The sequence below is a fragment of the Akkermansia sp. UBA7090 genome (assembly GCF_002493465.1).
Classification (GTDB): Bacteria; Verrucomicrobiota; Verrucomicrobiia; order Verrucomicrobiales; family Akkermansiaceae; genus Akkermansia; species Akkermansia muciniphila_A.
Genome location: NZ_DKYW01000008.1, coordinates 113,505 through 136,792, shown reverse-complemented (window position 1 = coordinate 136,792; position 23,288 = coordinate 113,505). Strand labels below are relative to the sequence as shown.

Genomic DNA, 23,288 nt, shown 5'->3' with positions numbered 1-23,288 from the left:
CCCAGTTTACTTGCGGAGAATGGTTTACAATCCCTTGGATAATTGGGCGAATTCAATCAGGTTTGTTTCCTTGCCGAACAGGACCAGAATGTCGTGGTCTTCAAAAATGAGATCCGGGGAAGGAGTGCCGATGACGGGAATGCGCGGGATGGACAGGATTTCCCGGCGGCCCTGCGGAGTCTGGGCTTCCCCGCGGCGGATGGTGAGCAGGTTGAGGTGGTGTTCCGTGCGCAGACCCACATCCCGCAGGAGCTTGCCCACCCAGATGCGCGGCACGGCTATTTCCACGATGCTGTGGTTTTCATCCATGGGTGACACGCGCAGGAATTCCGGGGATTCCAGCTGGCTGGCAAGCTGCTTGGAAGCCACGCGGGACAGGTTGATGAGCGCATACACATTCATCTGGCTTAAAATATGTTCGTGCACCGGACTCATGACGCGGGCGTAAATATAGCGGACGCCCATTTTCTGAAGGTGCGTGACGACGAGGAGATTTTCTTCAAAACTGTCCCCGATGGCGACGATGACGGCGGACTGGTCGTCCAGTTCCAATTCACGCAAAGCGGCCGGATTAGTGTAATCCGTCACCACGGCATAGGTCACCAGATCCTTGATTTGCTCCAATTCTTCATCCGTGGAGGCGACAGCCACTACTTCAATATTGCGGGCGGAAAGTTCTGTGCAGAGTTCCTGTCCAAACTGGCCCAGGCCGATAACGGTGTATCTCATAACGGTATATTCAGGTTAACGGGATTTTGACGGATGGATAGCGGTAATGCCGCGGAGTGGGGGCGCCGGCCAGCGCAATGAGAAAAGCGAAGAGTCCCACGCGGCCGGCGAGCATGTTGATGATAAGAAGATATTTGGAAGGATCGCTTAAATCTGGGGTGATGCCCCGCGACACGCCTACCGTAGCAAAAGCGCTGCAGTTTTCAAAGAAGATATCCAGCGAGCTCATGGAGGGCTCCAGGGCGCAGATCAGGACGGTAAAACAGCCAATCCAGGCACAGGAGACTACTACGGTAATCACGCAGCGCGCTACGGTGCGCTGGTCAATGCGGCGGCGGAAAAATTCCACATGATCCCTGCCGCGGAGGATGCGCAGTATTTCCGCGCCCGCAATGGCGCAGGTAGTGGTTCTCATGCCGCCTGCCGTCCCGCCGGGGCTGCCTCCCACCACCATCAGACCGCACATAATGAGGCTGGCCGCGGGCAGATAGCGGCTGTAATCACTGATGTTGAATCCCGCCGTGCGGGCCGTAACGCTGTCGAAAAGACAAATCCAGAGGTGTTCCCACAACGGTTCCGCGGCATGGGGAGAGGAAACGGCGAAGATGGCCAGGGCGCCTCCCGCCAGAAGAATCCCCGTGGAAATCATCACCAGCTTGAAATAAGGGGTCCACTGCATGTGCAGGCGGCGGTGTTTGGAAAAGAAGCGGTTCGCCAGACGTGAATTGATTTCCTTGTAAATGCCGAATCCCAGGCCGCCGCATATGATCAGCGCCATGATAACCGCCTGCCCGCTGTGGCACAGGCGTATGCCCGGTTCCATCAAATTCATCGGGAAAGTTGAAAAACCCGCATTGCAGAAGGCGGAAACGGAGTGGAACAGGGAATGCCACCACAAAGGTTCCCCCATCAGGTTGATGTCCTTCCCTTCCCAGGAGAAATAAAGAAGGACGGCGCCGCACAGTTCAATGAACAGCGTGCTGACCACAATAGTGGTGATAAAGGAGACGACGGCTCCCAGATTGTCTTCATCAAGCAGATCCGTCAGCAGCACGCGGTCCCTCAGGGAAAAACCCTGGCCCGCCACCATGGCTACGAAGTAGGCGAACGTCATGATGCCGAATCCGCCAATCTGGATAAGGGCAAGCGTGAACAGTTCTCCCAGCGGGGTGAAAGTATGGGCAAAATCTACGGTGTTCAGACCGGTGACGCATACTGCGCTGGTGCTGGTGAACAGGGCATCCGTAAAACTGAGCGTAATACCCGGATATGTGGAATTAGGCAGCAGAAGCAATCCGGCGCCTGCCAGAATGACCACACCCAGGGAGGTTACAAACTGCATGGCGGGGGCCATGAGAGGCCGGCCTCTCTTTTGCTTGCCCACCAGCCATTCAAAAATCCTGGTCAGGGACATCAGCGTGGGAATGGCAATCAGCCCGGCCGTAATCACCAGGCGGGAAAGTTCCGTGAACCTCATGTATCCCGCTTCCTGTTGTTCCCTGGCAATCAGGAGGAAAATCATGAGGCAGCTGGCGATTTGGAAAATCAGGAGCCTCAGGGAAGGGCGGTTGATTTCCTTCCGGAAATAGGATCCCAGAATGCCCGTCAGGTGGCCCAGCGTGGCGACGGCTGCAATCAGGCGTGACCATTCATATTCCGTTCGCGTCAGGGGCCATCCCAGCTCCCAGACCACCGCCCCCAGAAGAATGGCAATGCAGACGGCTGCAAGTTTGGTGAATCCCGAGCGTGTGGTAGTCATGGATGGAGATGCCTGATGCGGAGTTTACCACCTGGGCATGGGAAGAAAAGCTCTTAGGCCGTTTTATACATGCGGGCGAGAAGGGGCGGATGCCGCGCTGCGTTGTTTCACGGCGGGGCAGGGCCGCTGGAAAATGGGTTAATGGGATTGATAAATTTCAATCAATTTTTCTTATTGGCGTATACGGGCGGCAGGGCTGCCGAAAAGGGCATCAGGTCAAAAAGGAGAGATTTTTTATCAAAAGGCATCCCGCGGCAAGCCGTATTTTAGGCTTTTCCTTTAGCGGCCGTGATGGCTTGATAGGGCCGTGCTGGCTAAAAGAATTATTCCGTGTCTGGACGTAACGAACGGCAGGGTCGTCAAGGGGACCAATTTCATCAATCTGAGGGATGCCGGGGATCCGGTAGAATGCGCCAGGGCGTATGATGCCCAGCAGGCGGACGAACTTGTTTTTCTGGATATTACCGCTTCTTCCGATGGCCGTGCCACCATGGCGGACGTTGTGCGCCGCACGGCGGCATGCTGTTTTATGCCGCTGACGGTGGGCGGCGGCATCCGTTCCGTGAAGGATATGCGCGAAATGCTTCTGGCGGGTGCGGACAAGGTCTCCCTGAATACGGCGGCTATCAATCGGCCGGAATTGATTAATGAAGGTGCGGCGGCTTTCGGGAGCCAGTGCATCGTCGTCGCTATTGACGCCAAACGCCAGACTTCCGGCAAGTGGGGCGTTTCCACCCATGGGGGAAGGAAGTTCGTGGGGCTGGATGCCGTGGAATGGGCCGTGGAGGCGGAACGCCGCGGGGCCGGGGAAATCTTATTGACCAGCATGGACGCGGACGGGGCCAAAACAGGTTATGATATTGAATTGACCCGCGCCGTAAGCAGTGCGGTGCGCATTCCGGTAATCGCCAGCGGGGGAGCGGGTAATTTGGACCACATGGTGGATGTGCTGGTGGAAGGAAAGGCGGATGCCGTGCTGGCGGCTTCCATTTTCCACTTCGGGGAATATACGGTGCCGGAAGCCAAGGCTTACTTTGCTTCCAAAGGGATACCCGTACGTCCTCTGGCGGAATAGCGGCGATGATTTTTCTTTTGAAAGAAAAGGGAATTCCGGCGTATATATAAAGTATGCGCCGTCTTTTTTTCCCTCTGTGCTCCGCCATTGCCTTAACGTCTTTTGTCCAGGCCCAGTCCCTGGAGAGGCATCCCCTGTATGAACCCGCCCTGGTTTCCGCAGGAACCCCAAGCGATGCGGGTAATTTATTTGCCGGAGCCAAAGTAACCGCTTCCGGTCATTACGGCAGTGACCGTCCGGAATTGGCCGTGGACGGGCAGGCGAATAACGCCGGCAAATACTGGGGTTGCGAGGACATTCCCGTCTGGCTTCAGATAGATATGGGAAAACCCCGCACACTTTCCGCCCTGCATGTATGGCCCTATTGGGAGGGAGGGCGCATTTACAAATATAAAATAGAAGGATCCGAAGACGGGAAGAATTGGAACATGTTGGCGGATCAGTCTTCCAACAGCATTGCCGCCACTTCGGAAGGCGTTCCCTTCAAATTCAATCCGCAGACGGTCCGTTACGTTAAAATCACTTTTTTAGACAATAGCGCCGGCAATGATAAGGGGGGGCACCTGGTGGAAATCAAAGGGTACGGCCCCGATGCCGCCCTGAGCCTGCAAGCTGCAGCGGTGAAGGATTATGACCGTATTCCTTACAACGGCGCTCCCGGGCAGGAAATGCTTCAGGATGCCGTGCGTCTCTCCGGCTGGAGAGGCGAACGCGCCGGCGGGCAGATTGCCGTCTGGTCTGCCCGGGCGCAGCCCCAGTTATCGGCCTCCTGCGCCGGGGTAAAAAACGCTGCCGGACAGGTTATCCCTGTCCGGACGGCCATGATACGCTACACCAGGGGCGGCAACAGGCTGATTTCAGATATCATCGGCAGCGAAAACAGCTGCGATCTGCAGGCCGGAGGCGTGCGTCCGGTGTGGGTGGAAGTCAATATACCCCCGTCTGCCAAACCCGGCGTGTACAAAGGAAAAATAGTGGTTTCCGCTGAAAGCGGCTCTCCCGTCAGCGTGCCGGTAATTCTGGAGGTGGCGCCGGAATCCCTGCCCGCTCCCGCCCATTGGCAAGTTCATCTGGACTTGTGGCAGCATCCGCAGGCCGTGGCCCGCTGGCATGATGTGGAACCGTGGTCTCCGGAGCATTTCGCGCTGATGAAACCGGTGATGAAGAGGCTGGCGGACGCCGGGCAGAAGGCCATTACATGCTCCCTGATTGATGAAGCCTGGAATGCCCAGACTTATGACTGGTTCCCGCCCATGATTGAATGGGTCAGAGGCAAAAACGGAACCATGCGCTGGAATTACGCCAATTTTGACAAGTGGGTTTCTTTCATGATGAACGAGGTGGGCGTCAAGGGGCAGATATCCTGCTACACCATGATTCCCTGGAACATGAAAATCCGTTATCTGGATGAGGCGACCGGAAAGTACAAGTTTCTGGACCTTAAACCGAATGATCCCTCTTACGAAGCTATCTGGGGGCCTTTCCTGACGGATTTCCGCAAACACGTCAAGAGCAAAGGATGGCTGGACAAAACCTGCATCGGACTGGATGAACGGCCGGACGCAATGGTCAAAGCGGCCAAGAACGTGCTGGACAAGTATGCCCCGGAATTCAAAATCGTTTCCGCCGTCAACCGGCCTACGGCCATGACCCGGGACGTTTATGACGTCTCTCCCGTTATTGACCATGCAGGCACGGTCACGGGCGATTTGCTGGCGCAGCGCAAGAAGGAAGGGAAAAAGACGACGTTCTACGTCTGTGTTCATCCCAAAAAGCCCAACACCTTCACTATTTCCCCGCTGGCGGAGGCGGAATGGCTTCCCCTCTTTGCGGCCGCCAATCATCTGGACGGCTTTTTGAGATGGGCTTATAATTCCTGGAACCGCAATCCGTTTGAGAAAACGGATTTTGGTAACTGGCCCGCGGGAGACTGCTACCTGGTTTATCCCGGCAATCTCAGTTCCCTGCGGTTTGAAAAACTGCGGGATGGCCTGGAAGAATTTGAAAAGGTCAATATCCTGCGCGCCCGGGCCGCGAAAAATCCCAAGGCGAAAGCCGCCGTAGCCCGCATGGATGAAGAGCTTTCCAGGCTCTTTACCGTGGAAAAAAGCCGTGGGAATTCCCATGAGGATGATGTGCGGAAAGCCCGTGAAATTATCCGTAAAACGGCGGAAATTTCCCGCTGACTTTTCCGCGGAGGAAAAAGAAACCGCTGCATTTCCATCTCTTTCCGGGAGCTTGGTTCAGACGCCGGACAGGGGGAATCAGCGGTTTCTTCTTTGGTATTGCGATCCCCATTCCTCCATGGAGGCCAGGATAGGTCGCAGGCTTCGTCCCAGTTCCGTAAGAGTGTACTCCACGCGCGGAGGCACCTCAGCGTACACCTTTCGCGTAAGGAGACCATCCTTTTCCATGGAACGCAGGTTCGCGGTCAGGACCTTCTGCGTCACAGGACCAACGGACTTGCGGAGCTCTCCAAACCGCCGGGTGCCTTGGAGCAGATCACGGAGGATGAGCACTTTCCAGCGGGAGGAAATCAGTTGGAGAGTCGTTTCAACAGGACATGATGAAATATGATAAGTCATTTATTTTAAGAGATGGTTTCTTTCAGGAACCTAGGGCACTATTTTCTGCCTACTTTACAGAAAGAATGTTGCCGCCTATTTTAATAAGCGCCTGCCGTTACGGCAAGCATCAACAGATAATGCCATGAACAAGATCATCACAGCCAATTACAGGGAGGCGGAGCCTCAGGTTATCAGCCGGAACGGCAATTCCTTTGCGGTAAAACCCGTCATTCAGGAAGCGGATGCCGGAAAATGTGCGGCCAGTTTCGTGGAAGTGGAGCCGGGGGCGTACGCCTATGGCTATCATTACCATGAAGTGAATGAAGAGGTATTTTATATCATCAGGGGCCATGCCGTTGTGCGTACTCCTGAGGGTGAAATAAGTTTGAAAGAAGGGGATGCGATTGCATTCCCCGCCAGCCCGGAGGGAGCGCATGTTATCCGCAACGGATCCGCAACGGAGAAGCTGGTTTATCTGGATGTGGGCACCCGCCTGACGCCCGATGTGGTCCACTTTCCGGATACGGCATCCGGAATGGTATGCTCTTCCTCCGGTGTGCACCATTTCCGGGAATCTTGAAGAGGCATTCCTGCTTTAACGCCTTTTTCCGGTTTCTCCGCTGGCGCGGCCCGCAGGAAAGAAGGGCCGCGCTTTTCTGGTGGGAGGGCGCGAGGGAACCGGTATTTCCCTGGCCGCATGAAGTGCTCGCCTTTGCCCTGGGCATAGCCGGCATCGGAGGCTGCGGCTGTATTGGAAGACCTTTAGAACCTCCGTTCGGAAATGGAGCCCTATAATAGGGCGTTCTTATTCTGTGTTGCAGGGGTGGAAAGACTGAATTCCGGTTTTCAGGGAAGGCGGCTCTGGCTCGGAAAGCCTGCTTGCACGGCTTCATGGTGGAAAAACGGCCCTTCCCAAATATTCATGGTTTGTTTCCCATGAAATATCCGGCAGTAAAAAACGCCCCTGCCGGATACACCGGACAGGGGCGTTGAAGTTAAGCGGCCTTTGCCTTATTCTGCGGGCTTGTCGGCACCCATGCCGGCAATGCTCTGGTACAGGTTCCAGCGGTGCCAGACATCCTTCTGGGCTTCTTCAAGGAGTTTTTCAAATCCTTCCTTATTGGTCTTCGCCAGAAGCTTGAAGCGGTTTTCGCTGAGCAGCACATCACGCAGATCGCCCTTCGGGCCCTTGCCTTCCACAATCAGCGGATTCTTGCCCTGGCGGGTCAGGTCCGGATTATAGCGGTAGAGCAGAACCCGGCCGGAATCCACCCATGCCTTCTGCTGCTGCAGGCCCTTGGCCATATTGATGCCGTGGGAGATGCAGTGGGAGTAGGCGATGATGAGAGCCGGGCCGTCATAGGCTTCCGCTTCCACAAAGGCTTTCAGCGTGTGTTCGTCCTTGGCGCCGAGGGCGACGGAGGCCACGTACACGTTGCCGTAAGTCATGGCCATGAGCCCCAGATCCTTCTTCACGCCGGGCTTGCCGGTCGTGGCGAATTTGGCTACTGCGGCGCGCGGGGTGGATTTGGAGCACTGGCCGCCGGTATTGGAGTATACTTCCGTATCCATGACCAGCACCTTCACATTCCGTCCGCTGGCCAGGATGTGGTCCAGGCCGCCGTAGCCGATGTCGTAGGCCCAGCCGTCGCCGCCCAGAATCCACACGCTCTTGCGGACGAGTTTGTCCGCAAGGGTCAGGAGACGAGCGCATTCCGGCTTGCCGGCGATTTTCTTCTTGAGTTCTTCAATGTTTTCACGCTGCTGGGCGATGTCCGCCTCATCCTTCTGCGGATTGGACAGTATCCGGTCCACCAGTTCCTGGCCCACGACGCCGGCGGCTTCATGAAGAAGCTCAATGGCATGTTCCATCTGCTTGTCCAGGGAGACGCGGAAGCCAAGACCGAATTCGGCGTTATCTTCAAACAGGGAGTTGGCCCAGGCGGGGCCGCGTCCTTCGGAGTCATGGGACCACGGGGTGGTGGGCAGGTTGCCGCCGTAAATGGAGGAGCAGCCCGTAGCGTTGGCTACCACCAGGCGGTTGCCGAAGAGCTGGGAGAGCATTTTTACATACGGGGTTTCACCGCAGCCGGCGCAGGCGCCGGAGAATTCGAACAGCGGGCGCAGCACCTGCATGGAGCGGATGTTATCCGTCTTTACCTTGGTGCGGTCCACGTCCGGAAGGCTCAGGAAGAAGTTCCAGTTGGCTTCTTCCTTGTCGTGAATCTTCCCGGCCGGAACCATGGTTAGGGCCTTGTGCGTCGGGTCCGTCTTGCTCTTGGCGGGGCAGACGTCCGCGCAGAGCGTACAGCCCGTACAGTCGTTCGGGGAAATCTGAATGACGAATTTTTCTCCCTTCCAGTCCGGATGCTTGGCATCCAGGCATTCAAACCCTTCCGGAGCGTTCGCAAGGGCGTCAGGAGAGAAGAATTTGCTGCGGATGACCGCGTGCGGACAAACGGCGGTGCACTTGCCGCACTGGATGCAAAGGGTCGGATCCCATTCCGGCAGGTCCAGGGCCAGATTGCGCTTTTCGTACTGGGACGTGCCGTTCGGGAACGTGCCGTCCACAGGCATTTGGCTGACCGGGATGCTGTCGCCTTCGCCGCACATCATCTTGCCGAGGATGTTTTGGACGTAGTCCGGAGCGTCCGGGGACATGGCGGACGGAATGGCGTGTCCGTTGACAGTCTTGCCGGTTGTGTCCACCTGATGCAGATTTTCCAGCGTGGCGTCCACGGCGGCAATGTTTTTGTCAACAACATCCTGCCCCTTCTTGGCGTAGGTTTTGGCAATGGCCTTTTTGATGTAGCCGATAGCTTCATCCGCGGGAATCACGCTGGCCAGCTTGAAGAAGCAGGTCTGCATGATCATGTTGATGCGGCCGCCCATGCCTGTCTTACGCGCTACGGCAAAGGCGTCAATCGTGTAGAGCTTGATGTTCTTGTCCAGAATCTGCTGCTGCATGCGGGCGGGCAGCGTGTCCCAAAGCTTGTCCGCAGGATGCGGGCTGTTCATCAGGAAAGTGGCGCCGTTGGCGGCATTCTTCAGGAAATCGAACAGATCCAGCAGGGAGGGCTGGTGCAGAGCCAGGAAGTTTGCCTTGGTGATCAGGTATGTGGACTTGATCGGACGGGGGCCGAAGCGCAGGTGGGAAATGGTGGAGGAGCCTGATTTCTTGGAGTCGTATACGAAGTAGCCCTGCACATACAGGTCCGTATGCTGGCCGATGATCTTGATAGCGTCCTTGTTGGCGCCCACGGTGCCGTCGGACCCGAGGCCGAAGAACATGGCCCGCGTCACGTCGTCCGCTTCCGTGGAATAATCTTCATCATACGGAAGGCTGGTTCCCAGCACGTCGTCGTTGATGCCGATGGTGAAATGGTTCTTGGGAGTGTCCAGAGCCAGGTTGTCATAGACGCCCTTGACCATGGCGGGGGTGAATTCCTTGGAGGAGAGGCCATAGCGTCCGCCTACCACCTTGGGCATGCCGTCGGTGAAGGGCAGCGTGCCGTTGGCCTGGGCGTCGAAGAGGGCCTGGATGATGTCCTGGTGGAGCGGTTCTCCCTGGGAGCCGGGTTCCTTAGTGCGGTCCAGCACGGCAATTTTCCTGACCGTAGCGGGAAGCACCTTGACAAGTTCGGCGGCGGGGAAGGGACGGAACAGGCGCACCTTCAGCACGCCCACTTTGGCGTTTTCCCGGGTCATCATGGCTTCTACCGTTTCTTCCACGGCTTCAGCGCCGGATCCCATCAGGATAATGACGCGTTCGGCGTCCGGAGCGCCGGTGTAGTCCACCAGATGGTAGGAACGGCCGGTAAGTTCCGCGAACCTGTCCATGGCGTTCTGGACAATGGCCGGGGTGGCTTCATAGAAACGGTTGACCGTTTCACGTCCCTGGAAGTAAACGTCCGGGTTTTGGGCAGTGCCGCGCAGGACGGGAGCATCGGGAGTCAGGGCCCGTTCCCGGAAGGAATCCAGCCATTCCTGCTTGATCATGCCGTTCAGGGTGTCGTCCGTGATGTTTGCAATCTTGCCGATTTCGTGGGACGTGCGGAAACCGTCAAAGAAGTTGATGAAAGGAATGCGGGATTCCAGCGTGGCGGCGTGGGAAATGACGGCGAAGTCCGCCGCTTCCTGGGTGGAGGAGCCGCACAGCATGGCCCATCCGCAGGAACGGGCGCTCATCACGTCACTGTGGTCGCCGAAGATGGAGAGGGCCTGGTAGGCCAGGGAGCGGGCGGCCACGTGGAACACGGCGGGAGTCAGTTCCCCTGCGATTTTGAACATGTTCGGGATCATCAGCAGGAGCCCCTGGGATGCGGTGAACGTGGTTGCCAGCGCTCCGGTCTGGAGGGCGCCGTGAACGGTGCCTGCCGCGCCGCCTTCACTCTGCATTTCCACCACGGAGGGAACGGTGCCCCACAGGTTCTTCTTGTTGACGGCGGCCCAGCTTTCAGCTGATTCGCCCATCGGAGAAGATGGTGTAATGGGGTAAATGGCAATGACTTCAGAAAAACGATAGGCTACGGAGGCTACGGCTTCGTTAGCGTCAATCGTGCTGTAAGTTACGGTTGTCTGATCACTCATAAGTCTGCACGGATAGTTATAAGATTGATAAATAAGGTGCGTCTTAACGAGGATATTTATAACATGTCTGATGCCAAAGGTAAAAGCAATTATGCGTATGTGGGGTTTTGCGGGTCATTTTTTAATAATAAGACCAGTTTCTTTTCAATTCCTTTGAATATCGTGTTTTATGTGGTTCTGTCCGGGCTTTTTGCAAGAGCGGCGGGAAGGCCGGGGCGTGTTCCGGATCAACCCCGGCTGTCAAAAATGCTCCTCTGCCTGACAATGCGCTAGCCAAAACGGAAGCAAGCCTTTAGAATCCCCGCACTATGTCCGAACAACAGCAGGCACATCCGACCACGACGGAATCCGAACTTATTGCCGTGCGCCGCGACAAGCTCGCCAAAATCCGCGAGCTGGGAATTGATCCCTATGGCGCAAGATTTGACGTGACCACCACTCCCGCCGGGTTGAAAGCCGATTTCCAGGAAGACAAACAGGTAGCCGTCGCCGGCCGCCTTCTGGCTATTCGCGACATGGGCAAGTCCCAGTTTTTCGTCATTGGGGACGTACGGGGGAAAATCCAGGGGTTCCTGCATAAGAATGAGGTGGATGAAACTACCTGGAAGCTTTGGAAGCTTCTGGATCGCGGGGACTGGGTCGGCATTAAGGGAACCACGTTCCTGACCCGTACCGGAGAACCTACCGTGAAGGTATCCGGACTGACCATTCTTTCCAAAAGCCTCCGCCCCCTGCCGGACAAATGGCACGGATTGGCGGACAAGGAGGTCACCTACCGCAAGCGCCACCTGGACCTTATTTCCAATGAGGAAAGCGCCTCCCTGTTCGTTACGCGCTCCCTCATGATTGCGGAAATCCGTCGCTTTCTCCAGGAACGCGGGTATCTGGAAGTGGAGACCCCCATGCTTCAGGATGTGGCCGGTGGCGCCGCCGCCAAGCCGTTTGAAACGTACCATAACGCGCTGGATATGCCGTTGACATTGCGCATTGCCCCGGAGCTTTTCCTCAAGCGTCTGATGGTGGGCGGCTTCACCAAAATTTTCGAACTCAACCGCAGCTTCCGCAATGAAGGCATTGACCGCCGCCACAACCCGGAATTCACCATGCTGGAAGCCTATTGCGCCTGCGGCGATTTTGAAACCATGGCGAATATGGTGGAGGAACTCATCTGCCATCTGGCGGAAAAATTCTGCGGGGGCCTTCAGATTGACCACAAGGACGCGGAGGGCAACGTGCTTTACACCATCGACCTCACCCGTCCCTGGAAACGCGCCGACTATCAGGACCTGATCCGCGGCGTGGCGGGAGAAGACTGGTTTGACATTTCCCCCGAAGCGCGCCGCGCCCGCTGTGAAGAGCTGGGAGTGGAAATCAGCCCGGATATGAAAGATGTGGACGTTTCCCAGCAGGTTTATGAAAAACTGGTGGAGGAAAAGACCATGAACCCCTGCTTCGTTACCCACGTGGCCAAGGATCTGGTCCCCCTCGCCAAACTGAACCGGGAAAATCCGGATGTGGTGGACGTTTATGAACTGGTGATCAACGGGCAGGAAATTTCCCCCGGCTATTCGGAATTGAACGATCCTGACGTGCAAAAGGAACGCCTGGAGCACCAGGCTGCCGGGGAGACCCAGCGTGTGGACTATGATTTCATTGAAACGCTGGAATACGGAATGCCCTCCGCAGGCGGCATCGGCATCGGTATCGACCGCGTCGTCATGATGCTGACGGGGGCTTCCTCCATCCGCGACGTGTTGCTCTTCCCGCAGCTGAAACGTAAGGACAGTTAATCCAAACCACCGTTGCATGGCTTCCAGCACCCTGGATATTCTGGATTGCGCTTCCGCCCAATGGATCGGCAAACGCCGCGAACAGGAAGACGTGGTTAAAAGTCTTCCCGCAGCCGGCGGGACGCTGGGCATTGTGTGCGACGGCATGGGAGGGCATCTTCGCGGGGATCGCGCCTCCTGTGTGGTAGCGCAGGAATTTGCCGCAGTATTTGCGGAAAGCGGCATAGAGGATATCCCGGAACGTTTAACGGCTGCTCTGCATGCGGCCAACAGGGCGTTGGCCGCCATTCAGAAGGAACCGGAGGAATCCGGGACCACGTTGCTGGCCGTCTTCATCCGCGACCATTTCCTGTGGTGGATCAGTGTGGGGGACTCCCCCCTTTATTTATGGAGCGGGGCAGACAGTTTCCGCATGGACCGCCTGAATGAAGACCATTCCATGAGACCGATTGCGGATTGCCTTTACCGGAAAGGGAAAATGTCCCTTCAAGGCGCGCTTCGGCAGCGTTCCGTTCTCCGTTCCGCCGTCATGGGCGGCCCCATGGAACTGGTGGATATCAGCGCCATGCCCCTGCTTCTGCATCCGGGAGATGCGGTGCTGGCCTGTTCGGATGGCCTGCAGGTTTGGAGCGAGCTGTTGAGAGAACCTTCTTTCCTGGCTCTTCAAAAGGCCAGGGATTGTTCCAGCCGGGAGCTGGTGGAAACTATCATGGAACAGGTGAAAGATATGCTGGAGCCCCAGCAGGATAATGCCTCCGTCTGGGCCGCTGTCATGCGAAAACCCTGTGCGGGCGCGAAATAAGCTGATTCCGGCAAAGGAAATGCGGGAGCATGGTTTTGTACGGGCGGAAAATGTCCGTATTGTTTTTATTGCGCTTTGAACAAGGCTTTTTCCGCAGGCAGGGAGACGGAGAATGCTGAAGATGCGGAGTTGAAGGAAGCTTCAGGCATGGAGCTCTTTTACGGGAGCAGCTCCTCCGGAAAGAACTGGGCCGGAATTGATTTCCCCATTGTCATTTGACCGGCGGAGGGGTAGAATACAATCCACACAACATGATCGCCTGGATAGTTTTCTATTACCTGATTGGAGCGGTTCCGTTCGGCTACCTTGCCGGCAGAGTCAAAGGAATTGACCTGAGGCAGCAAGGTTCCTGCAACATAGGCGCTACCAACGCGTGGCGCGTGCTGGGCTGGAAATGGGGCCTTTCCGTTTTCATTCTGGACTTTTTAAAGGGATTCATTCCTGTATTCGGCGCTTTGAACTGGCTGCCGTTCCTGACGGGGGATGCGGGCGGCTGGGATTTCAACGTTTTGGTCGTTCTCTCCTGTTTCGCGGTTATACTCGGTCATACTTACACCTGTTTCCTGAAATTCAGGGGAGGAAAAGGCGTAGCGACAACCGCGGGGGTTTTATTTGCCCTCAATCCGGTGGTGGCCTGTGTGGCTCTGGCTTCTTGGCTGGTGGTTATGGGAATCTCCGGCATCGTGTCCCTGGCCAGCCTGGTGGCCGCTGTGGTGATGATCGCCGCCGGATGGTGGATTTATCCGCTTTGCCAGGCCGGGGCAGTTTCCCCCCAGATACTTTACGTCGCCTTTTTCACGTTAGTGGGCGCGCTGGTGATACTCAAGCACCGTTCCAATATCATCAGGCTTCTCAACGGAACGGAGCACTCCTTCTATTCCAAAAAGTCCAAGTAAGATGATGAATCGGTTACATAAAATAGCAGTCATTGGCGCCGGTTCCTGGGGCACGGCCCTCTCCATGGTTCTGGCGACCCGGGAATGTGAAGTCGTCCTGTGGACGCCGGAAGAGGCTCAGGCCAGGCAGCTGGCCGAAACAAGGCGCAGCCCGGTCCTTTCGAAAACCGCCCTTCCTCTGGCCCCCAATATTCATCCTACTTGCGACCTGGATCAGGTAAGGGACGCGGAGCTTATTGTGGTAGTGGTCCCTTCCGTAGCCATGCGTTCCGTGGCCCAGCAGCTGCGCAGCCTGCCGGTGCTGCCGGATGCCGTCATCGTCTCCTGCACCAAGGGCATTGAACAGGGAACCCATAAAAGAATGACGGAAATCCTCCAGGAATATCTGCCCTCCAACCCCATAGGCGTGCTTTCCGGTCCCAATCATGCGGAAGATATCTGCCTGGGCCTTCCGTCCGCTTCCCTGATTGGATTTGAAGATCCCAAATATGCGGATTGGGCGCAGCAGATATTTGCATCCAAAACCTTCCGTGTTTATTCCGCTACGGATATCATCGGCATGCAGCTGGGCGGAACCATTAAAAACGTCTTTGCCATCGGGGCCGGCTTATGTGAAGGGCTGAATCTGGGGGACAACGCCCAGGCCGCTCTGCTGACCCGCGGCCTGGCGGAAATGACGCGCATCGGCGTCGCCAGCGGGGGCCGCAGGGAAACCTTCATGGGCCTTTCCGGAGTAGGCGATCTGATCGTTACCTGCTATTCCCGCCACTCCCGCAACCAGACGGTGGGGCGGAGACTGGCGGAAGGGAAAAGCCTCCAGGAAATCCTGGATACCCTGGGCATGGTGGCGGAAGGGGTGCCCAACACCCTTTCCGTCTATGAAATTGCGCGGAAGCTGGATGTCAGGACTCCCCTGATTGACGCCGTTTATTCCGTTCTTTATGAATCCAAGCCGCCGATGGAAGCGCTTGCGGAACTTATGACGCGTGACCCCCGGCCGGAGTCGGATTGATTTTCTGTTTTTTTGAGTTGCTTTTCCTCGACAAATTATACTATATAAACAATCAGTATGAAACGTGCCATCATCTCAGCTCTTTTTGCCGCCGGCGTCCTTGGCGTCGCCAGCGCGGACATTCAGGCTCCCCCCGCTTCCGAATACACCCCCACTCGCAAGCTGGGCCGCGCCATCGCCAACCTTATTTATTCCGTTGAAGAAATTCCGCTGGGAATCATCAACTGGACGAGCCGCGAAGGAGATTATGCCGGTTTTTCCGTAGGCATTGTTGATGGCACCGCTACCATGTTTGAGCGCATGGGCTACGGAATCTATGAACTTGTCACCTTCTGGGCTCCCACTTACAAATGCACGTACAAGCCTCCGTATCAGGGACGTTGCGGCATGAGCGGCCTCAAGGAGTACAATCCCAATGGCGGTCTGAGCGAATTCCCTGCGGAACTCAGCTTCCAGAGCTACTACAAGTATTCACGCCAGCAGCGTGACTAAAGCCGGGCTGTTAAAAATCTCAGAAGGGCTGTCCGTTTGCTTGCGGGCAGCCCTTTTTTCATGCAGTAGCCCTGACAATAGCCGCCATTGACGGGGAAGGGAGGAAAACGTATTCTTCCATGCCGGAAAGGCTTCCATATTATGAATAAAACCGCTGCTTTCATCGGCTTGGGCGCTGCCGTCTTCATGACAGCTCCCTCATTTGCCCAGGATTCCCATCTTTCCCTGACCAGACAGAGCGTTGCCAGCATGCATGAAATTGCGGCAGCCCTGGATAAGGTGACGGATGAACCCGGCGCGGCCGCTGCTGTGGAAACAGTTAAAAAAGTGCGCGAAAAACTACTGGATCTTGGAAAAAGGCAGCTGGAACTTCCCGGCGCTACACTCCAGGAGCAGGCTCAGGTTTCTGCCCAGATGACGGAAGTGCAGAAAATTTCCGGCAAATTGGTAGAATCCCTGGCCCGTTTAAAGAAGGAAGGACTGCTTACGCCCGATTTGCAAAAGGCCCTGGCGGATTTGCGGTCTGTCCAGACAGAACTGGCGCAGGCTTCCCGGGACAAGGCCGAGCATGCGGAGCCATTCCCGGAGGATGCGGAGGGCAACACGCATGAAACCCTGCTGGTCAAAACTGTGGATGAAGTCAGAAAGCTTCATGATTCCCTGGCCAAGGCAAAGGATGAAGAAACCAGCAAGGCTGCTGTGGAACAGATAGGCCGTTACCGGGAGGCTCTGCTGGACATCGCCAAAAAACAGGCCGCCCTGCCGCCTCTCACCCGCAACCAGCAGGCCAAGCTGATGGGAGTGCAGCAGCAGCTTGTGGAAATGATGCAGCCCATTGTCAAGCATGTGACGGCCATCATGCTTTCTCCGGATGCTTCCAGGAGCTTGAAGGAAGCTGTGAATTCCCTTTCCGAATTGCCTAAGGAAGTTCAAAAAATCCGTGAAGAGGCGGTTAAGTGAACTTTTTAGGGGATACGTCCTTTTGAGCTGGTCAAAAATTATAATTGTTCTAAATTGACTGTCCTGAGAAATGCGCCCGGTTTTTAGTGAAACAGATCTCAATGAACGCCCCTTCCTGGTTTTCTGGGAAGTGACGCGCGCTTGCGCGCTTGCGTGCAGACATTGCCGCGCCGTAGCCCAGCCGCGTCCCCACCCGGATGAATTGACCCATGAGGAGGCATTGCGCCTGATTGACCAGTTGGCGGAACTGCGGCCTCCCATGCTGGTGCTGACGGGCGGCGACCCGGTCATGAGGCCGGATATTCTGGAATTGATCCGTGCGGCTTCCGGCAAGGGGCTGCATGTGGCATTGAGCCCTGCTGCTACCGCCCGGCTGCTGCACACGGATTTCCGTGCGTTGAAAGAAGCCGGAGTCCAGAGCATGTCGTTGAGCCTGGACGGCGCGCATGAGAGTACCCATGACGCTTTCCGCGGCGTTCCCCACACATATGAACGGACTCTCCGGGCTGCGGAAATGGCGAAGGAAGCCGGCATGCACTTGCAAATCAACACCACCATCACCAGGAGCACGCTGGGAGAATTTGACGACTTTGTGGAGCTGATGAATAAGATGAAACCGGGCATGTGGAGCGTGTTTCTTCTGGTGCCCACAGGCCGCGCCGCCATGGATGAAATGCCTGCCGCGGAAGAAGTGGAAGCCGTCTGGAAAAAACTGAGCAGGATAAGCCGCGAGGTATCCTTCGGCGTTAAAACTACGGAAGGGCACCATTACCGCCGCGTGGCGCTTCAGGAAGCCCGCGCCCAGGGCAGCAAGCCTGCCCGCCGCGCCATCCCCACCCGGGACGGCAAAGGCATTATGTTTATTTCCCATACCGGGGAAATCCAGCCCTCCGGTTTTTTGCCCATGACGGCAGGGAACGTCCGGACGGATGACCCTGGAGAAATCTACCGTACACACCCTCTTTTCCTCAAGCTCCGGGATGACAATGCGTTGCAGGGCAAATGCGGACGGTGTGAGTACCGTTCCATCTGCGGAGGGTCCCGGTCCCGCGCCTATGCCGTTTACGGAGACATGATGGCGGAAGACAACCTTTGCCCTTATCAGCCCAGGCTTTCACAACACCATGATTAATATTACCAGACTTTGGACAGGGGCGGAACAGCCCGCGGACCATTTGAGATACGGACAGGGCCACGGGCACGGCCGTTTTGCAGGGGGCGCCGTGGATTCCTGTACGCCGGCTTCGTCCCGCGTGCGCAAGCCCATTGTGGTCTGGAACATTACGCGCACCTGCAATCTCAAATGCGTACACTGTTATGCGGATGCCTCAGCCCGGAAATTTGAGGGGGAGCTGGATTGGGACCAGTGCTGCGCGGTCATTGATGATTTGGCGGGCTACAAGGTGAACGCCCTCCTTTTTTCCGGAGGGGAGCCGCTGGTGCATCCACGCTTTATGGAACTGCTGGAACGTGCCACCGGGAAAGGGCTGAAGGTGACCATTTCCACAAACGGCACCCGCATCACGCCGGAGGCCGCAGCGCGGTTCAAGGAACTGGGCGTGGCGTACGTAGGCATTTCCCTGGACGGCATAGGCGCCGTTCATGACAAATTCCGCGGCGTGGAAGGTTCTTTTGAACAGGCGGTGCGCGGGTTCAGGCTTTGCAGTGAAGTGGGGCAGAAGACGGGCCTGCGCCTGACGCTGACCCGCAACAATGTGCAGTGCATGGGCCGGATTTTGGACTTTATTGACGCCAACGACATCCAGCGCGTCTGTTTTTACCATCTGGTTCCCACTGGCCGCGGCGTGGAAGTGCAAACCCTGACCCAGGAAGAAGCGCGGAATGCCATGGATACGCTGATTGCCCGTGTGGAGGAATGGAAAGCGGAGGGAAAAAACCGTGAAGTGCTGACTGTGACTCAGCCTGCGGACGGCATTTACCTGCTTCTGCGCCAGCTCCGGGAAGGCTCCCCTCTGGCGAAGGAAACCCTTGGCCTGCTCCAGTGGAATGGCGGCGGCGCGAACAGTTCCGGCCGGGGCATCGCCAACATTGACACGCAGGGAGCCGTGCATCCGGACCAGTTCTGGCAATCCGTTACTCTGGGCAATGTGAAGAATGACCGGTTTTCCGATTTATGGGACGCCAGGGCCGGAGCCGCGGTGGAGATGCTGCCTGAGCTGCGCGGCTCTGACGACCCTCTGGAACGGCAGAAAAAGATTGAAGGCCGTTGCGGCCGCTGCGTTCACTTCGCCCTGTGCGGCGGAGGCTTCCGCACCCGTGCCGCGTTTGCCAATGGGCACTGGTACGGATCAGATCCCGGCTGCTATCTGACGGAAGAGGAAATTTCCACCCCCCTGCCGGAAATCAGGTAATCATGCGCCCGGCTTCATTTGCCGGAAAACGGTTGGTTCCGGGAAAAGGCCATTGGCGGAATTACCGTTTCATTCCATCGTAGGAGCGTCCCGCGCGCAGGTAAAACGCCCCTGCCTTTGCAGCTGATTTGCCGGGGACAGGGAGTTTTATGCCGGGAAAAAACACGGGAGCGCGCTTCGGCGGGGAATGGGACGGATTTGGCCATACGTCTGGTTTTCCCTGCTTTACAAGGCAGGCGGCATGGCATAGCATGCCCCGCATGATGAATCGGGAATTGAGACCGGAAACCCTGTGCGTGCAGGCGGGCTGGGCGCCTAAAAAGGGCGAACCCCGCGTATTGCCCATTTACCAGAGCACGACGTTCAAGTATGAGACCAGCGAACAAATGGCAAAATTGTTTGATCTGGAAGAATCCGGCTTCTTTTATACACGCCTCCAGAACCCCACCAACGAGGCGGTTGCCAGAAAAATCGCTGAACTGGAAGGCGGTGTGGCCGCCATTCTGACGTCTTCCGGCCAGGCGGCTTCCTTCTTTGCCGTTTTCAATATTTGCGAGGCTGGAGATCATATCGTCAGCGCTGCGGCCATTTACGGAGGCACATACAACCTCTTTGCCGTCACCTTCCGGAAAATGGGCATTGAAGTTACTTTCGTGGACCAGGACGCCCCGGCGGAGGAAATCGCCAAAGCGTTCCGTCCCAATACGAAGGCTTTCTTTGCGGAGACTATTTCCAATCCTACGCTTTGCGTGCTGGATATCCGTAAAATGGCGGACATTGCCCATGCGCACGGCGTTCCCCTCATTGTGGACAATACCTTTGCCACTCCCATTAATTGCCGTCCGTTTGAATGGGGCGCGGATATCGTCACCCACTCCACCACCAAGTACATGGACGGCCATGCCGCCGCCGTAGGCGGCGTGATTGTGGACAGCGGCAACTTTGACTGGGAGGCGCACAGGGATCAATTCCCGGGGTTGACGGAACCGGACCCCTCCTACCACGGTCTCTCCTACAGCAAAAGCTTCGGCAAGGGCGCCTACATCACCAAGGCGACTGTCCAGCTCATGCGCGACCTGGGTTCCATCCAGTCCCCGCAGAACGCCTTTTTGCTCAACCTGGGCCTGGAAACCCTCCACCTGCGCGTGCCGCGGCATTGTGAAAACGCGCAAAAAGTGGCGGAATTCCTGCAAGGGCAGGAAGATGTTGCCTGGATCAATTATCCGGGGCTTTCTTCCAATGAGTATTATGAACTGGCGCAGAAGCAATTCCGCGGCGGCCAATCCTGCGGCGTAGTAACCTTCGGCATCAAGGGAGGCCGTGAGCGTTCCATCAAGTTTATGGACAGTCTGAAACTGGCCGCTATCGTGACCCATGTAGCAGATTCCCGCACCTGCGTTCTCCATCCCGCCAGCCATACGCACCGTCAGTTGACGGATGAACAGCTCATGGAGGCGGGCGTACGGCCTGACCTCATCCGGTTTTCCGTAGGGACGGAAGCTGCGGAAGACATTATTGCGGATCTCAAACAGGCTTTGGAAGTTATTCGTTAAAGTTTCTTCTTGGAGAGAGCCGCCTCACTGTTGCTGAGGCGGCTTTTTTCATCATCAGGGATTGGATAAAAGGAACAGCGGATTGTTAATCCGTTGTCAACATAAAAAATTGAAAGAGCGGTATTCCGGCAGGGGACTTCTTTTTTGAGGTAAGTGTCTTATAGAGACCACTCCTTGCGTTTCTTGCATTTTAACAGCTGTATATCATTTCATAAATCATTGATTATTATCAATCAATAAGATATTGCGAACTATTCTTGAAGGAAATAGTTTCAGGTTTTCCCTCCTGATATTGCGCAAAGAAAAAGAGCGGATTAACAATCCTCTAACTAACGCAAAGCGTTATGAGAGTCTATCATTATATTTTGTCAGCCAGTTGCGCATGTATGATGTCCGTCCAGGCGGCTACGGTTATTGCCGAGCTTCCTGAATCGCAAAGCGTAACACAGACGGACACTATGGCGAGAACATCAGGGCAAGAGCTTCTGAACAAAGTAAAGGACCTGCAAAATGGAATATATGCCGGCGGCAATAACAATTCCATTTCAAATTGGGGGATAAATAATGAAGGCGCTTGGGTGAATGAGGACAATGCAGGAACCATTACATTATGCGGACGTGCCGGAGTTAGCGGGGATTCCTTCGCCATGGTTCTTGGAGGGCCGCAGCAGGGTGATTCCGTTTCTTCCATTACGTTTTCCTGCAATACTCCTTCTTCCGTCATCACCAGTTATTCCATGGTGCTTGCCGTATATGACTCAACCGGCAGTCTGGTTGAGGAGCTCTCCAGGGTACAGGATTTTTCATTTACTTCTACATCGGAAACAACAACAGTTTCCCTGGATATGTCGGATGCTCCCCTTACCTGGGAAGAAGGGTATAAGGTAGTCGCCGGGGTGCGCGGTGGCGCTGGAACCGCTACTTCCGCTTATACAATTACCGGTATACAGGTTTCCTATGAAACGGTGCCCGAGCCTGCCGCCGCGTCTTTGGGCCTGCTGGGTCTGGGAGCTGTGCTGTTGCGCCGCAGACGCTCATAGTAAATACCTTCGTTATTCGGGAGGCAGCTGAAAAGCTGCCTCTTTTTTATTTTCAGCACGAGAATAATTTTTGGCTGGCTGCGAAAGAAAAGGGATTAATGGCGCTCTAATCCCTCAGTGATTGTTCGAAAGCCCGGTACTGCACGGCTTCGTACAAATGTGCATCCTGAATATCGGAAGTTCCTTCCAAATCCGCGATGGTCCGGGCCACCTTGAGAATGCGGTCATAGGCTCTGGCGGAAAGGGCCAGCTCTTCCACGGCGCGGAGCAGGATGGACCGTCCTTCCGGCTGCAGGCGGCAATATTTCTGGAGCGCTTTTCCGGAAAGGGCCGCATTATTGCGGAAAGGCGTTCCTGCGTATCTGCTGGCCTGGAGCCGCCGTGCGGCCGCCACGCGTTCCCGGATACTGGCGGAACATTCTCCGGCAGGCGCGGAGGCCAGAATAGAGGGATCCACGGCGGGAACTTCCATCAGCAGGTCAAACCGGTCCAGCAGCGGGCCTGAAATCTTGCGGCGGTAGCGCGCGATTTGCGCCGGGGGGCAGGTGCAGGCCCGTCTCCTGTCTCCCAGATAACCGCAGGGACACGGGTTCATGGCGGCAGCCAACATGAAACGGCACGGGAATGTCATGGTGCCGGAAGCGCGGGAAATGACTACCTGGCCGGTTTCCAGCGGCTGCCGCAGGGTTTCCAGAGCGGAGCGGCGGAATTCCGGCAATTCATCCAGAAAGAGAACGCCGTTGTGGGCCAGGGATACTTCTCCCGGCGTGATGTTTGCTCCTCCCCCCATCAGTCCGACATCGGAAATGGTGTGGTGGGGCGCCCGGAACGGACGCTGATCCACCAGGCCGTTCCCCCGTTTCAACAGGCCGCATACGGAATGGATTTTGCTGGTTTCCAACGCTTCCTCCGGACTCAGCGGCGGAAGAATGGTCGGGAGCCTTTGCGCCAGCATGGATTTGCCGGACCCCGGAGAGCCGCAAAGCAGGATATTATGGCCTCCTGCCGCCGCAATCTCCATGGCGCGGCGTGCATAAGGCTGCCCCTTGATTTCGTCAAAATCCACAGCGGCGTCTTTGTCCTGGGAAGCGCGCACCTCTTGCCCTGAACCCGTAAATGGAGGCGGCAGGGCTTCGGAAGTAAGCAGATGCCATGCTTCCCTCAGGGAAGAAACGGGATAAATCTCCACGCCCTGCACGGGCAGCCCTTCACAGGCGTTGGCGCGCGGCAGCATGATGCGTCTCCTGCCCATGCGCCGCGCTTCCATGATTTGCGGCAGAATGCCTTGCACGGGGCGGACGGTTCCGTCCAGGGCCAGTTCTCCTACAATGCACCAGTCAGAAGCGTCCATCTCCTTTTCCGCCGCTCCCGCAACCATTCCCAGGGCGATGGGAAGGTCAAATCCGGGGCCTTGCTTCCTTAAATCCGCCGGGGCCAGATTGACGACGAAGACGCCCTGCTGAAAAGGAAGTCCGCTGTTTTGTATGGCCGTGTCCACGCGCTGCCCGCTTTCTTTCACGGCTGCATCCGGAAGGCCGACAATAAAGGTGCGTTTTTCCGCCATGGGGCGGAAATCCACTTCCACCTCCACTTCTACCCCATCTACGCCCAGGACGGTGGAGGAATACAGTCGCGTCATCATTCGTCCATG

The 23,288-nt window shown here is 56.4% G+C and carries 19 protein-coding genes; 14 read left to right on the top strand and 5 right to left on the bottom strand.

Annotated elements, in window-relative coordinates; translation table 11 throughout:
- Positions 1–24: 24 nt before the first annotated feature.
- Together B3075_RS02830 and B3075_RS02825 are read right to left on the bottom strand one after the other, a co-directional pair.
- Positions 25–729, bottom strand: coding sequence for a potassium channel family protein (locus B3075_RS02830; protein WP_094136660.1), 705 nt, complete (start codon positions 727–729; stop codon positions 25–27).
- 10 nt (positions 730–739) lie between these two features.
- Positions 740–2,488 (bottom strand): TrkH family potassium uptake protein, encoded by a 1,749-nt coding sequence (locus B3075_RS02825; RefSeq protein ID WP_290489342.1) that lies wholly within the window; start codon positions 2,486–2,488, stop codon positions 740–742.
- Between the two features lie 8 nt (positions 2,489–2,496).
- Between B3075_RS02825 and B3075_RS02820 the strand changes: the two genes are divergently transcribed.
- The 3 genes from B3075_RS02820 to B3075_RS02810 are packed head-to-tail and all read left to right on the top strand — an operon-like array spanning position 2,497 to position 5,749.
- A complete protein-coding gene (locus B3075_RS02820) occupies positions 2,497–2,832 on the top strand; it encodes a hypothetical protein (protein ID WP_290489344.1) in 336 nt (111 codons plus the stop codon).
- Positions 2,796–3,563 carry an imidazole glycerol phosphate synthase subunit HisF gene (hisF, locus tag B3075_RS02815; protein WP_094136662.1) on the top strand — a complete coding sequence of 256 codons (768 nt, stop codon included), beginning with the start codon at positions 2,796–2,798 and terminating at the stop codon, positions 3,561–3,563. The genes B3075_RS02820 and hisF overlap by 37 nt, the downstream gene beginning before the upstream one ends.
- A 53-nt stretch (positions 3,564–3,616) precedes the next feature.
- The gene (locus B3075_RS02810; protein WP_290489346.1) at positions 3,617–5,749 is read left to right on the top strand and encodes a glycoside hydrolase domain-containing protein; all 2,133 of its coding nucleotides are present in this window, start codon (positions 3,617–3,619) and stop codon (positions 5,747–5,749) included.
- Positions 5,750–5,827: 78 nt separating this feature from the next.
- Here B3075_RS02810 and B3075_RS02805 read toward each other — a convergent pair whose 3' ends face one another.
- The gene (locus tag B3075_RS02805) at positions 5,828–6,148 is read right to left on the bottom strand and encodes a winged helix-turn-helix transcriptional regulator (RefSeq protein WP_094136664.1); all 321 of its coding nucleotides are present in this window, start codon (positions 6,146–6,148) and stop codon (positions 5,828–5,830) included.
- 124 nt (positions 6,149–6,272) lie between these two features.
- Between B3075_RS02805 and B3075_RS02800 the strand changes: the two genes are divergently transcribed.
- Positions 6,273–6,710 carry a cupin domain-containing protein gene (locus B3075_RS02800; RefSeq protein WP_290489349.1) on the top strand — a complete coding sequence of 146 codons (438 nt, stop codon included), beginning with the start codon at positions 6,273–6,275 and terminating at the stop codon, positions 6,708–6,710.
- A gap of 431 nt (positions 6,711–7,141) precedes the next feature.
- Here the strand turns inward: B3075_RS02800 and nifJ are convergent, their stop codons facing one another.
- A complete protein-coding gene (gene nifJ, locus B3075_RS02795) occupies positions 7,142–10,720 on the bottom strand; it encodes a pyruvate:ferredoxin (flavodoxin) oxidoreductase (RefSeq protein ID WP_290489351.1) in 3,579 nt (1,192 codons plus the stop codon).
- A gap of 308 nt (positions 10,721–11,028) precedes the next feature.
- On the opposite strand from nifJ, the gene lysS reads away from it, so the two are divergent.
- The 10 genes from lysS (at position 11,029) to B3075_RS02745 (ending at position 21,637) form a co-directional block, all read left to right on the top strand.
- Positions 11,029–12,510 (top strand): lysine--tRNA ligase, encoded by a 1,482-nt coding sequence (lysS, locus tag B3075_RS02790; RefSeq protein ID WP_290489353.1) that lies wholly within the window; start codon positions 11,029–11,031, stop codon positions 12,508–12,510.
- Between the two features lie 16 nt (positions 12,511–12,526).
- On the top strand, positions 12,527–13,312 hold the full coding sequence (locus B3075_RS02785) for a PP2C family protein-serine/threonine phosphatase (RefSeq protein WP_094136670.1): 786 nt from the start codon (positions 12,527–12,529) through the stop codon (positions 13,310–13,312).
- Positions 13,313–13,563: 251 nt separating this feature from the next.
- A complete protein-coding gene (gene plsY, locus B3075_RS02780) occupies positions 13,564–14,208 on the top strand; it encodes a glycerol-3-phosphate 1-O-acyltransferase PlsY (RefSeq protein ID WP_094136671.1) in 645 nt (214 codons plus the stop codon).
- 1 nt (position 14,209) lies between these two features.
- Positions 14,210–15,220, top strand: a complete 1,011-nt coding sequence (locus B3075_RS02775; RefSeq protein ID WP_290489356.1) for an NAD(P)H-dependent glycerol-3-phosphate dehydrogenase — start codon at positions 14,210–14,212, stop codon at positions 15,218–15,220.
- 57 nt (positions 15,221–15,277) lie between these two features.
- Complete coding sequence (locus tag B3075_RS02770; RefSeq protein ID WP_102735582.1) at positions 15,278–15,712, top strand: exosortase system-associated protein, TIGR04073 family; 435 nt, start codon at positions 15,278–15,280, stop codon at positions 15,710–15,712.
- Between the two features lie 141 nt (positions 15,713–15,853).
- Positions 15,854–16,672, top strand: coding sequence for a hypothetical protein (locus B3075_RS02765; protein ID WP_290489359.1), 819 nt, complete (start codon positions 15,854–15,856; stop codon positions 16,670–16,672).
- Between the two features lie 70 nt (positions 16,673–16,742).
- Positions 16,743–17,804 carry a radical SAM protein gene (locus B3075_RS02760; RefSeq protein ID WP_290489361.1) on the top strand — a complete coding sequence of 354 codons (1,062 nt, stop codon included), beginning with the start codon at positions 16,743–16,745 and terminating at the stop codon, positions 17,802–17,804.
- Positions 17,797–19,044 (top strand): radical SAM protein, encoded by a 1,248-nt coding sequence (locus tag B3075_RS02755; RefSeq protein WP_290489363.1) that lies wholly within the window; start codon positions 17,797–17,799, stop codon positions 19,042–19,044. Before B3075_RS02760 ends, B3075_RS02755 begins: the two co-directional genes overlap by 8 nt.
- A gap of 263 nt (positions 19,045–19,307) precedes the next feature.
- Entirely contained in the window at positions 19,308–20,597 is a 1,290-nt protein-coding gene (locus tag B3075_RS02750) for an aminotransferase class I/II-fold pyridoxal phosphate-dependent enzyme (RefSeq protein WP_094136967.1), read from the top strand.
- Positions 20,598–21,055: 458 nt separating this feature from the next.
- A complete protein-coding gene (locus tag B3075_RS02745; RefSeq protein ID WP_290492015.1) occupies positions 21,056–21,637 on the top strand; it encodes a PEP-CTERM sorting domain-containing protein in 582 nt (193 codons plus the stop codon).
- Between the two features lie 106 nt (positions 21,638–21,743).
- Here B3075_RS02745 and B3075_RS02740 read toward each other — a convergent pair whose 3' ends face one another.
- Complete coding sequence (locus B3075_RS02740; protein ID WP_290489368.1) at positions 21,744–23,279, bottom strand: YifB family Mg chelatase-like AAA ATPase; 1,536 nt, start codon at positions 23,277–23,279, stop codon at positions 21,744–21,746.
- Positions 23,280–23,288 lie beyond the last annotated feature (9 nt).